The organism is Shewanella sp. KX20019, from assembly GCF_016757755.1.
Lineage (GTDB): Bacteria > Pseudomonadota > Gammaproteobacteria > Enterobacterales > Shewanellaceae > Shewanella.
Genome location: NZ_CP068437.1, coordinates 4,213,516 through 4,227,369, shown reverse-complemented (window position 1 = coordinate 4,227,369; position 13,854 = coordinate 4,213,516). Strand labels below are relative to the sequence as shown.

11 protein-coding genes are annotated in these 13,854 nt (G+C 44.5%); 6 read left to right on the top strand and 5 right to left on the bottom strand.

Annotation, left to right across the window (positions count from 1 at the left end; genetic code table 11):
* Nucleotides 1-3: 3 nt before the first annotated feature.
* Together JK628_RS18285 and JK628_RS18280 are read right to left on the bottom strand one after the other, a co-directional pair.
* Entirely contained in the window at nucleotides 4-279 is a 276-nt protein-coding gene (locus JK628_RS18285; RefSeq protein ID WP_202286362.1) for an NAD(P) transhydrogenase subunit alpha, read from the bottom strand.
* Nucleotides 280-1,467 carry a Re/Si-specific NAD(P)(+) transhydrogenase subunit alpha gene (locus tag JK628_RS18280; RefSeq protein WP_237524058.1) on the bottom strand — a complete coding sequence of 396 codons (1,188 nt, stop codon included), beginning with the start codon at nucleotides 1,465-1,467 and terminating at the stop codon, nucleotides 280-282. It lies immediately after the preceding gene.
* A 348-nt stretch (nucleotides 1,468-1,815) separates the two neighbouring features.
* Between JK628_RS18280 and JK628_RS18275 the strand changes: the two genes are divergently transcribed.
* From JK628_RS18275 to JK628_RS18250, 6 genes are all read left to right on the top strand, one after another.
* Nucleotides 1,816-3,633: an assimilatory sulfite reductase (NADPH) flavoprotein subunit gene (locus tag JK628_RS18275; protein WP_202286360.1), complete on the top strand. Its 1,818-nt coding sequence runs from the start codon at nucleotides 1,816-1,818 to the stop codon at nucleotides 3,631-3,633.
* Nucleotides 3,634-3,731: 98 nt separating this feature from the next.
* The gene (gene cysI, locus JK628_RS18270) at nucleotides 3,732-5,429 is read left to right on the top strand and encodes an assimilatory sulfite reductase (NADPH) hemoprotein subunit (RefSeq protein ID WP_202286359.1); all 1,698 of its coding nucleotides are present in this window, start codon (nucleotides 3,732-3,734) and stop codon (nucleotides 5,427-5,429) included.
* Nucleotides 5,422-6,186 carry a phosphoadenylyl-sulfate reductase gene (locus JK628_RS18265; protein WP_202286358.1) on the top strand — a complete coding sequence of 255 codons (765 nt, stop codon included), beginning with the start codon at nucleotides 5,422-5,424 and terminating at the stop codon, nucleotides 6,184-6,186. Before cysI ends, JK628_RS18265 begins: the two co-directional genes overlap by 8 nt.
* A 797-nt stretch (nucleotides 6,187-6,983) precedes the next feature.
* Nucleotides 6,984-8,708 (top strand): hypothetical protein, encoded by a 1,725-nt coding sequence (locus tag JK628_RS18260; RefSeq protein ID WP_202286357.1) that lies wholly within the window; start codon nucleotides 6,984-6,986, stop codon nucleotides 8,706-8,708.
* A gap of 97 nt (nucleotides 8,709-8,805) precedes the next feature.
* Nucleotides 8,806-9,219 carry a DUF3010 family protein gene (locus tag JK628_RS18255; protein WP_202286356.1) on the top strand — a complete coding sequence of 138 codons (414 nt, stop codon included), beginning with the start codon at nucleotides 8,806-8,808 and terminating at the stop codon, nucleotides 9,217-9,219.
* 105 nt (nucleotides 9,220-9,324) lie between these two features.
* Nucleotides 9,325-9,897, top strand: a complete 573-nt coding sequence (locus JK628_RS18250) for a peroxiredoxin family protein (RefSeq protein ID WP_202289876.1) — start codon at nucleotides 9,325-9,327, stop codon at nucleotides 9,895-9,897.
* An 82-nt stretch (nucleotides 9,898-9,979) separates the two neighbouring features.
* Here the strand turns inward: JK628_RS18250 and JK628_RS18245 are convergent, their stop codons facing one another.
* The 3 genes from JK628_RS18245 to JK628_RS18235 all read right to left on the bottom strand — a co-directional run bounded on the left by JK628_RS18245 (nucleotide 9,980) and on the right by JK628_RS18235 (nucleotide 13,429).
* Nucleotides 9,980-10,843: a PA4780 family RIO1-like protein kinase gene (locus tag JK628_RS18245; protein ID WP_202286355.1), complete on the bottom strand. Its 864-nt coding sequence runs from the start codon at nucleotides 10,841-10,843 to the stop codon at nucleotides 9,980-9,982.
* A 68-nt stretch (nucleotides 10,844-10,911) separates the two neighbouring features.
* Complete coding sequence (locus JK628_RS18240) at nucleotides 10,912-12,399, bottom strand: S41 family peptidase (RefSeq protein ID WP_202286354.1); 1,488 nt, start codon at nucleotides 12,397-12,399, stop codon at nucleotides 10,912-10,914.
* A gap of 82 nt (nucleotides 12,400-12,481) precedes the next feature.
* The gene (locus JK628_RS18235; RefSeq protein ID WP_202286353.1) at nucleotides 12,482-13,429 is read right to left on the bottom strand and encodes a phospholipase A; all 948 of its coding nucleotides are present in this window, start codon (nucleotides 13,427-13,429) and stop codon (nucleotides 12,482-12,484) included.
* Nucleotides 13,430-13,854 lie beyond the last annotated feature (425 nt).

Here is a 13,854-nt window from a genome sequence, read left to right as displayed (position 1 = left end):
GGCTTATTTCCTTTTAAACATAGCTAGCATGCGGTTGGTGACCATATAGCCACCCACAACATTAATCGTGGCAAGCACCACTGCGACAAAACCTAATACGTTGACCCAAATACCAGCGCCAGAGCCCGCTGATAAAAGTGCGCCGACTAAAGAGATCCCAGAGATAGCATTTGAGCCTGACATTAACGGAGTATGTAGCGTTGGTGGTACTTTAGTGATGATCTCAACGCCGAGAAATACTGCGACCATAAATAGGGTCAGTAAGAGTAAGATTTCCATTTATTTTGCCTCCGGTGTAGCAGCCTCAATAGCAGGCTCCTGTGCGGGTAAACCCAATATATCGCGTAAGCGTGCACTGGCCACTTCGCCTTGATACGCGACCACGGTGTCTTTAACAATTTCATCTTCAAAATCAAGGCTTAAAACACCCTCTTTGTCGACAAGTAGTTTTAGTAGATTTTCAATGTTGGTGCCATACATCTGGCTAGCATGGTTTGCTGCACTGCCAGGCACGTTTGATGGGCCTAGAATGGTCACCCCTTTGTAAACGACCTCTTTATCGACTTCGGTCAGTTCACAGTTACCACCGGTTTCAGCAGCAAGATCGACAATAATGGTGCCGCTCTTCATGCCATCTACCATCTCTTTGGTGATCAAGACTGGCGCTTTGCGACCTGGAATTGCGGCTGTGGTGATGACGATATCTTGTTGTGCTAGTACGTTTGCCATCGCTTGCTGCTGACGCTTAAGGAAGTCATCACTTTGCTCAGTAGCATAACCACCTTTAGTTTCGGTGTTCTCGGTTTCTAAATCGAGTTCAACCGGTTTGGCACCTACCGACAGAATCTGTTCACGAGCGGCAGGACGAATGTCATAAGCTTCAACGACTGCACCTAAGCGCTTGGCCGTTGCACAAGCTTGCAAGCCTGCAACGCCGACGCCCATAATGAATGCACGTGCAGGTTTGAGGGTACCCGCTGCTGTCATCATCATCGGGAATAAACGCGGTGCTTTATGTGCAGCAAGCAATACGGCTTTATAACCCGAAATAGTGGCCATTGAAGAGAGAATGTCCATGCTTTGTGCACGCGTTATCCGCGGTACGAGTTCGAGTGCTATCGCTGTTGCACCTGTTTCGGCAATTGCTTGGGCATTTTCAGGGTGCGCCAGTGGATCCATCATGCCGATCACGATTTGATTCGGCTTAATGATTGCCGTTAGTTCAGCAAGCTGCTCGCCTTTAGCATTAACCACAGTAATCACATCCGAGTCACTTAAGACCTGTGCACGAGACACAATAGCTGCACCTGCTGCAACATAATCTTCATCGGTAAACCCGGCATGACTTCCAGCATCGCTTTGTACAAGCACTTGCACGTTTTTCTTTAGCAGACGAGCCACATTAGCAGGAATAAGTGCAACGCGACTTTCTCCTGCGTGACTTTCTTTGGGGATACCTAACTTCACAAAGGTTAACCTCTTCGTTGAGGACATTCGTAGGGACAGATGTCATTTTTTATTTGTAAGGTTGCATATTGTGGCGACTCTGAATTTAGACACAAGCGCATATTTTTCAATATCGTGTTTACGGTACTGGTCTGACTGAAAATTTTGCGCTAGGCCACACTTTTTAATCTAAGCTTGCTGTCATCAAGCTCATTAAAAGTGAATTCATTCATATACCAGTTACTTTTGTAGCTTAATTTTCAACCTTTGTATATTCCAAAATGGAATTAAAAATCATCTTTTATTCTTTTTTACTTTTCAACAGAGGCGCTAAGCTTGCCAACATTAAACTGATACAGGGCCGTCCTAATGTTGTTAAAAGAGCTTTCATCACTCGCATCACCTTTGTCTTCTGGGCAGGTCGATAAGCTAAAGCAGCTCACTGCTGAATTGAGTGCCGTACAACTTGCGTGGGTTAGTGGCTATCTTGCTGCAACCTCAGAGCAAGGAACTTCTGTTGCACCACAAGCAACCTCAGAGCAAGGAACTTCTGTTGCACCACAAGCAACTGCTGAGCAAGTCATTACTATTTTATATGGTAGTCAGACTGGTAATGGCCGTGGCGTTGCTGCTGAACTCGCTGAAAAGGCGCAAGCACAAGGTTTTGCGGTTAATCTCGTTTCCATGGGGGATTACAAAACACGCCAGTTGAAGCAAGAAACTTTAATGCTGTTTGTGGTCAGTACTCATGGTGAAGGCGAAGCACCAGATGATGCCATTGAACTGCACAAGTTTTTAGCCTCAAAGCGTGCCCCTAAACTAGATAAGCTAAATTATTCGATATTGGCACTGGGTGATTCAAGTTACGAGTTCTTCTGCCAAACGGGTAAAGACTTCGATGTGCGCTTGGCAGCACTTGGTGCAACATCAATTTCACCTTTGGCTGAGTGCGATGTGGACTATGAAGAGCGCGCTGCAGTGTGGCAGGAAAGCGTACTTGAAGCGGTTAAACCGCTTGTTCAAAGTACTGGCGCCAGTGTGGTGTCGATTGCGAGCACGACTCAATCTGCAACCGCGAGCTTTACCAAGCAAAAGCCATACACGGCAGAGCTACTGGTGAGCCAAAAATTGACTGGGCGAGATTCTGACCGAGATGTTCGTCATGTCGAAATAGAGCTGGGTGATTCAGGTATTAGTTATCAAGCGGGTGACGCATTAGGTGTTTGGTTTACCAACAGCGCCGCCTTGGTGAGTGAGTTGCTTGGACATTTAAGTCTTAATGGTGATGACCAAGTCAGCCTTGGTAGTGACACGATGAGCTTGCGAGACGCACTGACTAATAAGAAAGAGTTAACGCAACTTTACCCCGGCTTAGTCACTGGCTGGGCTGAATTAAGCCAAAATCAAACACTACTCGATATCAGTGCTGATAAAGCGTTAGTGCGTGAGTATGTTAATAACAACCAAGTTGCCGATTTGGTCCATCAGTATCCTGCTAGTGTTAGCGCAGAACAACTGGTTGGCCTGCTGCGTGGTATCACCCCAAGATTGTACTCAATTGCCTCTAGCCAAGCGGAAGTTGAATCTGAAGTGCATTTAACCGTGGCACTGGTTGAAGACGAACGTGAAGGTGTGGCTCGATTTGGTGGCGCCTCTCAATTTCTAGCAAGTGCCGAAGAGGGTCAACAAGTTAATGTCTACGTTGAGCCCAATAATCATTTCCGTTTGCCAGAGAACCCTGATACTCCGGTCATCATGGTCGGGCCTGGTACTGGCGTTGCACCGTTTAGAGCCTTTATGCAGCAGCGTTCTGCACAAGGTATTGAAGGTAATGCATGGTTAATTTTTGGTAATCCTCATTTCGAGCAAGACTTTCTCTATCAAACAGAGTGGCAGCAGTATGTTCAAAGCGGTGAGCTGTCGCGTCTTGATTTGGCATTCTCACGCGACCAAGCCGATAAGGTTTATGTACAGCATAAAATTATCGAGCAGGGTGAGACGCTATGGCAGTGGCTTGAATCGGGTGCCCACCTCTATATTTGTGGCGATGCTGAACGTATGGCAAAAGATGTTCACCAAGCACTGTTGAATGTCGTCATAAAGTTTGGCGCTAAGACCGCAGAGCAAGCTGAAGGTTATCTTGAAACATTACGAGCAGCTAAGCGTTACCAAAAAGACGTTTACTAGTTTTTATAAGATTGGCTTTGATTTAGAACGCATTGATGAGTCGCTGGCAACACTAACGTCGGCGCTAAATATAAAAGAATAATAGAGAGTATCTTGCTATGAGTGAGAAGAAGTTAGCAATAAACGAATATTTAAAGACCGATAGTGATTACCTGCGTGGCACCATTCAAGAAGGTTTGGATACGGCTGTCACTGGTGCTTTTAGTGAAGGCGACCAGCAGTTAATTAAATTCCACGGCTTCTATCAGCAGGATGACCGCGATCTACGTAATGAACGTAAAGAGCAGAAACTGGAGCCGCTATATAGCTTTATGCTGCGTGCTCGTGTTGCGGGCGGTGTATGTTCACCTAAGCAGTGGTTAGCGGTTGATGAGATAGCCTCTAATTTAACCAGCTCTAACAGTATTCGTCTAACGACGCGCCAGACGTTTCAATACCACGGTATTCCAAAGCGTAATTTGAAGACCATCATCAAAGATCTTGATCGCGAAGCGTTAGATTCCATTGCAGCTTGTGGTGATGTGAACCGTAATGTGATGTGTAATCCAAACCCGGTTGAGTCTAAGTTGCACCAGCAAGCTTATGCATATGCGAAAAAGTTGTCAGATAATATGCTGCCACACACCAAAGCGTACGCAGAGATCTGGTTAGATGATGAAAAGCTAGTGACAACTGAAGGTGAAGAGGTTGAGCCTGTTTATGGTAAAACGTACCTGCCACGTAAGTTTAAAATGGCGGTCGCTGTACCACCGGATAACGATGTAGATGTTTACACCAATGACTTAGGGTTTGTAGCCATTGCGGAAGAGGGCGAACTCGTAGGCTTTAATCTGGTCGCGGGCGGCGGCATGGGCTCGACTCATGGTGAAGTAACGACTTTCCCACGTTTGGCCGATGACTTTGGTTATATCAAAGCGGAAGATACGCTTAAATTTGCTGAAGCGATAATGACGGTGCAACGTGATTGGGGAAATCGAGAAAATCGTAAGTTATCACGCCTTAAATACACCATTGTTAAACATGGTTATGATGTGTTTAAAGCTGAAGTTGAAAAGCGTACCGGGATTAACTTTGAGCCCAAGCGCGATGTTGTTATTGGTGACCGTGGTGATAGATATGGCTGGAAGCAGGGTGTTGATGACAACTGGCATTTAACCCTGTTTATTGAAGGTGGCCGTGTCAAAGATCTGCCAGGGCAGCCACTGCAAACAGGACTTAGAGAGATCGCGAAAATTCACCAAGGTGATTTCCGCATGACCTCTAACCAGAATATTATTGTGGCTGGTGTGCCTGCGGCTGATAAAGATAAAATCGAAGCGCTTGCAAGACTGCACGGCTTAATGGGTAAGCTTATAACCGAAACGCGTGGCCGCTCTATTGCCTGTGTTGCATTACCGACCTGCGCATTAGCAATGGCAGAGGCTGAGCGTTATTTCCCAGACTTCTTAACCAAAGTTGAAGCCTTGCAAGACAAGCATGGTTTCTTAGAGCAAGGCATTGTCATTCGCATGACTGGTTGCCCTAATGGCTGCGCACGTCCGTTTGCTGCGGAAATTGGTTTGGTGGGTAAAGCACCTGGTCGTTATAATCTCTACCTTGGCGCAAGCTATGAAGGAACACGACTCAACAAACTTTACCGCGAAAACATTCAGGAAGCTGAAATTCTTGCTGAACTCGATGCCTTGTTTGCTCGTTATGTATTTGAGCGAGAAACAGGTGAAACATTCGGTAACTATACCGTTCGTAGTGGTGTAGTGGCTGCAGTGATTGATGCTGCTAAGGATTTTCATGGCTGATCAGCAGATAGAATCTGTTATCTCTAAAGAGGCGCTGGCAGCTTTGCTGACTGCGCCAGTAATAGAGCAGCGTAGTGAGCTTGAAAAAGTGAACCGTTTCCTCGACGAGTTAACGCCTGAGCTGCGAGTCCGCTGGGCGCTGGAGTATCTGCCCGGTAAGGCGGCGTTGTCGTCGAGCTTTGGTATTCAAGCGGCCGTTATGCTGCATATGGTGAGTGCTGAAAAGCCGGATATTCCGGTGATCTTGACCGATACCGGCTACTTGTTTAGCCAAACCTATCGGTTTATTGATGAGTTGACTGAGAGGCTGAAGTTGAACCTTAAAGTGTATGCTTCACCACTGAGTTCAGCTTGGCAGGAAGCTAAGTTTGGTTTTCTCTGGTTGCAAGGTCTTGATGGGTTAGATCGTTATAACCAAATCAATAAAGTTGAACCTATGCAGCGGGCATTAAAGGAGCTTGAAGTCAGCACCTGGTTTGCGGGGCTTAGACGCTCGCAATCAAGTACTCGCGAAGCGCTACAAGTACTAGCAATACATGGTAACCGTTATAAAGTACTGCCGATGATCGATTGGAACAATAAACAGGTACACGAATACTTAACGGCTTTTGAGCTGCCTTATCATCCTCTTTGGGATCAAGGTTATGTCTCAGTTGGTGATATTCACTCAAGTAAACCACTTGAAGTAGGGATGACTGAAGAGGAGACCAGGTTCAACGGTGTTAAACGTGAATGTGGCTTACATTACGATATATAAACCGAGACGAACAGGTAGATATTTTGCAGCGTGTTAACGTTTAATTAAGTGGTACAAATATACATTTTACGCTTTTATTATAAGTTAATTATTATTTTAACCTTATATAAACAAAGGGCTTTAGCTGTTTTGGAACTCTTTTAGTGAAAAATTGTACATTTTTACTCACAAGGTTATGCACAGCTGTTTCTTTTAGGCTATAGTTCAACGTTCCCGTAGATGGTTTTAGGAAACTGTTCTGTGTCCAGCCTATTTAGGCTTGGCGATATTTAGTCTTCCAATGGCTTAGTTTATCCTTGAGAATTGTATTAATTCTCCTTTAAACCTCGCTTCTCTAAATATCGCAGGCAGAGCCGTCAGTAACCAGACAAACCAAGCTCAATTTCGCGCATCATTAGGTGGCTTTATTGAGTGCTTAGATTGGCTTGCTAGCGCCTGCTCATCCAAAGCGAGTTATCCCCCAAGTAGTCTGATTAGACTACTTGGGGCTTATCACATTTTTACTATGCATCTTTAGCTTTGACCTTCGTCTCGTTGTCCCATCGTCTTCTTAAATCTAGCTTTATGCCATATGGATGACCATAATTGCATCCGTATGAATCTGGCTTATGTTTGAACACGCCCTGATACTAAATCAAATGCTTAGGTTATATATTTCATTAAATAATGATGTAATATATCAAGTTAAGTAATTTGTATTATTAGATCGTCACCGCTTGTTGGGTTAAACGTGTAATTGCAGAGTTAAAAATAGCGTCAATGACTGGATTGATGGAATTATTAAATGGAGTTTTTAGATGAATAAGATGCTAGTTGCAGCGGCTGTTGTAGCCGTTGGTGCGGGTGGGTATTGGTATAGTCAGCAAGAGGCTGAAGTATCAACAAGTGATAATGCTGTGATGGCTTATATTCCAGCTGACACCCCGATATTTTCTGGACAGCTGCAGCCATTTCCGATCAAGTCATATATCAATTCACTTTCTGACGCTTATAAGCAATCGGGCGCTAACGCGCTAAGCGAGTGGGAAGGCGAGGATGAGCCACGGGCACAGTTTTTTCATAGCCTAATGAAATCATATTTAGCGGCAATGAAAGACGGTGATACTTTTATTAATACATTCGGCTTAGCTGAAAATATCCGTAGCTACTTTTATACCCTCGGCGCAATGCCTGTGCTTAAGCTTGAAGTGGCTAATGCCGATGCGGTATGGGCGTTATTGGATAAAGCTGAAGTTGACAGTGGTTTGCAGCATGTTCCAGCCCAACTCAAGGGCGTCAATTATCGCAGTTATCCGCTTACCGACACCAATGAAGATGAACAGATAAACCTGATTGTAGCTGTGCATGATTCAATTTTAACGCTGACATTAGATACATCATTTAGTGAAGCCGCTTTATTGGAAACAGCCCTTGCGGTGACGCCCGTAGAGCATTCAATTGTCGATGCTAAAATTATTGAAGATATCATTGCTAAGCACGGCTTTACCAATGAAGGGATCAGCTATATCAATCATCAGGAGATTGTAAAAGCGTTCACGAGTACCGATGGTAATCAACTGGCGCGTCAAATGACTAAGTTATTTGAAATGGCGGAAGAAGACCCTTTTGCAGAGCTGAGATCGCCAGTATGTGACCAAGAGTTGTCGGCAATAGCTGCTAACTGGCCGCGTACGGTTGCCGGTTATGACCTAATGGATATCAGCAGCAATGAAAGCTCACTGAGTTATAGGGTGGTTTTTGAAAGTAAAAACCAAATTATGCTAGATGCATATCAGCAGATGCGCGGCTATATTCCAGCTTATGTGCAAGATATTGATAACAGCGTCGCGACGTTAGGCTTAGGTATCGATATCAACCAAATGGTGCCATCTTTACAGGCTATTTGGGATGAGATGTTAACACCTGAATACCAGTGTGCGCCATTGCAAGAGATGCAAACACAGATGAGCCAACAGAGCCCAGCTATGCTTGGCATGTTTACCGGTATGGCGAATGGCGTTAAAGGTGTTGGTTTGTCAGTGATTGACTATAAGATCAATGACGATGTTGACTCACCTGAGATTGAAAGCTTGGATGCGGTGATGACCCTGTCCGCCGAAAATCCAGCCATGCTGTTTAATATGGTTAAGCCATTCGCGCCTGAATTGGCCAACATTCAACTACCGACAGATGGCAGTGCGATTGTTTTGAATGATGTATTGCCGATGCCACCAGAGATGAAAGTCACCGCTAAGTTAGCAGTGAAGGGCAATCATTTAGTTCTGTTCTTTGGTGATAAAGGTGAAGCTGTTGCCAATACGCTTAGCTCTGAAGCAATAGCAAGCAACGGGTTGTTTGCGATGTCTGCAGACTATATGAAAATGTTCGCGCCGCTACTTAAGTTTATTGAGCTCACTGGAGAACCAGTTCCAGAGGAGTTCAAGGCGATGAAGGATTATGATATGCGGGTTAAAGTAGAGCTTGATGTCGATAATAAAGGCATTGTTATCGATTCAGCAGTGAATTCGCGCGCGACCAAGTAACGTTCAGGGTAAGGTTAAAACCGTAGAAATAACGCCAGTGTTAACGCTGGCGTTTTTATCTCTATTTTTAAGTTAGTGTCGATTTAGGGGAATTAGTTTGATTGTTGCAGGACTCTTTTTAAAAGCGAATGAGGTTAGGGTTGTGACGCTAACGGGAGATCGTGCAAGTCATAGTTTGATCGCGCCGAAAGTCACTAAATTTAGTTTACATAAAAATCCTACACAAGCTGATGTGGTTGCATTTATCGCTAAAGTCAGTAATCACCTCAGTGATTTTTCTGTTGAAAAATTGGTGCTAAATAGACGTGCCACAACGGGTCAAGGTGCAGGCGGAGCTGGCACATTCTTGATGGAGGGCGCTATTCTTGCTAGCTGCAGTTGTGAGATTGAGTTTATCCATCCCGCCACCTTACGCGCGTCAGATAAGAAGCATAGCGAGCTTAAAAATTGTCGTCCTAAAACGGTTGATTTAGCTAAGGCCTACGATTTGGCATTTGAATGTTTAGGCTAGAGAGTTGCTGTCAGCGTAGGTGAACTTTTTGTTTACGGCTATGATTAGTGCTATAACAATTACAGGTAACATAGTAAAAATTAGGTGAAAACAATGATTAAAACAATGATGAAGAAAACGTCAAAAATGCTTTTAGCTGCAGCGCTACTGTTACCATCGGTAGCCATGGCTACCGATTTAAAAGTGGGTGACACAGCACCCAGTTTTAAGCTTCAGGCCACTGATGGCCACTTTTATCAATTGAGTGACTACAAAGGCAAGCAGACGCTAGTATTGGCATGGTATCCAATGGCGAATACTCATGGTTGCACACTCGAATGTAAGTCTTTAGTACAAAAAGGGCACCTGATCCGCGAGTACAATGCGGCATATATGATGGCGAGCGTCGACGATCTTGAAGATAACCAAGCGTTTGCTAAAGAGCAAAAAGCAGACTTCCCAATGCTGAGCGATCCGACCAAAGAAACTGCCAAAGCCTATGACGTGCTTAATTTTGTCCGTGTTGCCAGCCGAGTGACCTTTTACATCGGTGAAGATGGCAAAATCTTAAAAATTGATGATGACATCAATGCCGAAACGGCAGCTGAAGATATTGCTGCAACGTTAAAGGCGCTTGGGATTGAAAAAGCGGCTGAAGATGAGCCTGCTAGTGATAGCGAATCAGCACAAGTGGAATAGTTTTAGCTGTATTTGATATAAAAAAGCCCAACACTTTTTTGCTGGGCTTTTTTATCGTTCAGTTTCAGAAAAGAAAGGCTACTTAATACTCATCTTGCGCTGCTGCATCACTGATACGCTCTTTACGTTGCTGTTCCTCTTCGAATGCCGCTTGGATCTCTTCCAATACCGCATTGATATCCGCGGTATGCTCACTCTCAATAAATTCGCCGGTTAGTTCACTCTCTGGCGTAAGATCGCCAGATTCAAATTTCAGCCACATCTCTTGTGCATACTTGGTTTTGAGCAGCGAGGGAGCAAACTGGCCATAATATTGGGTCATGTTATTTACATCACGCAACAGCATGCGCTTGGCGTTATTATTTGCTGCAGCATCGACAGCTTGTGGTAGATCGATAATCACAGGGCCAATATCATCTAGCAGAACATTAAATTCAGACAGGTCGCCATGGATCAGACCGGCACAAAGCATACGTTGCACATCTTTCATGATTTGATAATGGTGGGCGATGGCCATATCTGCTGTGAGGGTGATATCGTTTAATCTAGGTGCAACGTAGCCAGCATCATCGGTCACCAGCTCCATGAGTAAAACACCATCAAAGCAGCCGTAGGGTTGAGGCACTCGTACTCCAGCGTAAGCGAGGCGGTATAACGCATCTACTTCAGCATTTTGCCAGGCTTGCTCCTGTTCTTGACGGCCATAATTGGAGCCTTTTTCCATCGCACGAGCCCGTCGGCTATTGCGACCTTTGCGGCCTTCACGATATTCGACTGCTTTTTTAAAACTACGTTTGTCGGCTTCTTTGTAGATTTTCGCGCAGCGGACATCATCACCACATCTTACGATATAGACGTCGGCTTCTTTTCCGCTCATTAATGGACGAATAACTTCGTCTATTAATCCTTCATCAACCAATGGTTGGAGTCGTTTAGGGGTTTTCATAGTGCCCTTATACCCTACTTAAGCAAGCGATGGAACAAAAGTGCGGATCTTCATCGTAAAAGATGCCTTTATGGCGATCTTTTAGCTGTTGAGAGTGTATTGGCGCTTGATGTGTGTGTTGGAACGATAGATTTAGCAGCGATCAGCTGGCTGATACTTTCTTGACTAAGAGCGAGGTTATTAAGAGCTATTGTCGGAGAGATGCCTATTCCCGAGACTAACTTTCCATGAGCGCTGTAAGTTAAGCCAGCACTGAAGCTAAGCTGTATGCCACTTTGGATGAGTGTAATGTAATGGCGCGGGCTTGGGCTGCCTCTGGTTCTTTCTCCAACAAGTTGTACATTTGGCCAGGCAGATGCCATCAATGCCAGCCATTCACACTCTTGCTGGCAACTAGAGTCGACTAATAGGTTCAATTTACGCGAGTTAAGCTTGCTGTTTGAACGGGTATGATTTGAGCTGCGGACAAGCCAGTGGCTAAAACTGGACGAATCTTGAATTTGGTTATCGAACCCAAGCATTTCTAGGTTAACTTGCTCGAAAAAGTGTAGCCGTTCAATGGGCTTAAAATGTTGTTTGGCAAATGATGTTGTGGTCGTGTGGGTGGATCGTTTGTATTTGACTAATCCGATAGCACGGTTATATGCAGAGTATTGCGGCGCAAACTGGCTTTGTAGCCAATGGGTTAAAGCCGTATCTGCTGTCGCTAAATGTCTGATATCGAGTAGTAGATCTTGTTTTGGATTGCTCGATGCGAGTTGCTCCAAAATCAGCGCCGCGAATTCACTATCTGCGGGGTATCGAATAACGTGTTGTCTAATAGATGAAGGGTGGACAGCTTGGGTAGATGTTGTTAGCGGGTGAGTATCATCGCGCTGCTGATTTTTGCTGACTAAAACAACCTTACGTTGTATGGCGTTGCCCTCGGGATTGGAGAGTGTCAAAACGATATTATTGGAGATGGTTAGCCCTATATCTAATTTAAGTCGATTGATACGCCGTAGCCAATGACTCTGCTCTTTTGCCGATAACTTGATAGAGTCGGGAATGTAGCGCTGGGCTGCTTGTTCCCAGCGTTGCATGGGGAGTCCATCGATGTGGGTCAGATAAGGAAAATCCTCATCGAATGGTCTATTTATTGCGGTATAGGCTAACCAATGTTGACCATCGAATTGTAGCTGGCCAGGAAACTGTTTTACATCGGCAAACCGCTGCACTCTATCGGGCAATTTTACTGTGATAGCTGGATCGTTTAACGATGAAACCCAGCGTTGTAATCTAATTTGAAAAGCAGCGGCATTAGTGGATGGTAAGTTAGTGTTTAGCAGTAGTCGTGCTTGTTGATTAAAAGCGTGTTTGCGACTGGGATCGAATGCTGCGAAAGCTGATTTTTGATTTATGGCGGCTAAGAGTTGACTAATATCTTGGCGCTGCTGTTCTGGACTTAGTTGATAGGAGGCGGTGTGCGGGAAAAAGGACAGTCGAATCAGTTGAGCTGCACTTATGCCCATCATAAGTGCCAATAACATTACTATGCTTTTAAAGCTCTCGCTCATATCTATTCCTTGATATGGCAGGCCTAACCTATTTTAGGTTAGGCCTGCATAGCCTTTAATTTTCTAGGCTAGATAAGCATAGTTACAAAATGTCGTTGATAGAGATCCCGATACCTATGCGTTGGTTATGTGCATTATAGTCGATAAGACTTTCGCCGTAGCCATTGAAGTACTGAGTATAGAGTCTAAGGTTGCCCATGATAGGGTAGCTCCAGGTAAACTCTACAGCGCCATAATTAGGTTTCTGAATGTAATTACGCACCATTAAGCTAAATCTATGTTCATCAATACCATAGACACCAGTGAACTCAATGTTGCCCATATAGTCGATGATATCAGGGTTATCATCACCACTTGGCGAGGTCGGGGTTTCTTTTTCATCTTCAGGTATGCGCCACCATGCCTTAGTCTCAAGCGCAAATGGACCTGAATCAAATATCATCATGCCGTATAAGCGATTCCAGCTTCTGGATAATGAACCCGCTTGGCCGTTGGACTGATGCACGGCACCGACCCCCCAAAAAGAGTTCTTTAAAGGCCCCACCTGCCAATCATTAGTGAATACCATGAATATTTCAGGTTCGTGATTGGTTTCTCTAAAGGGTGAAGAGATATCCTTGTTATATACCTGCCAATACGATTGGTTGGTGTAAGCCGCAAAGAGGTGGCCATTATCGCCAAATACATTGTGCCACAGCGGAAATTTAAAGCTTATTTGAAACTTGGCTTCGACATTATCCAGTTCAAAGGGGTGGTCGGCAGCCTCTTCAGCAAAAGGTGCAATATTAGGAGAGGAGCTGTAAGTCACAGGAAGAATGTAGTTCACCTTGTGAGGCGTGATCACATAGGGTAGATCGCCTGTTGCACTCTCTTTAGAGACCCGCATTGCAACTAGTGATGGTGCTCTTTTTACTTCGATATCTTCAGTCTTGCGAACGGTTTCAGTGCTCTCCGCCTTGGTCGTTTCTGCAAACGATGCAAAAGAGCAGCCCAAACCAATAGACAATAATAGCGTGCCTAGCGTATTCATAACATTCCCTGAAAGTGGTTAAAACAGCGCTTGTTTTTTTATTTGCCGCAATTCTACCTAGCTATTGCGGGGTTTAACAGTGTCATAGCAAGCTGCTAACCTACATGACGGTATTCATTTGCTAACTGAATGGCGGCTAAGGGGTAGCCACCGTGATATAAACGAGATTTTGAGAATGCTCCCTAGATCTAAATGCAATAACTTAGAGCTAAATTGGTCACACTGTATCTCTGATTTTGTGCAACACAAACTCAACACTTCTTCCTAAGTCATTGTTTTATAATCGATAAGTGTTTAGCTTTCTTATGTAGACAAATATTATGAGTCTTTTAATAACTAAAAGTTATAAATGCTTCGAATTTCCTATTTATTATGGAATAAGAGGGCGGCTATATTCACCTTATCAAATTTAGAGTGAGGTAGCG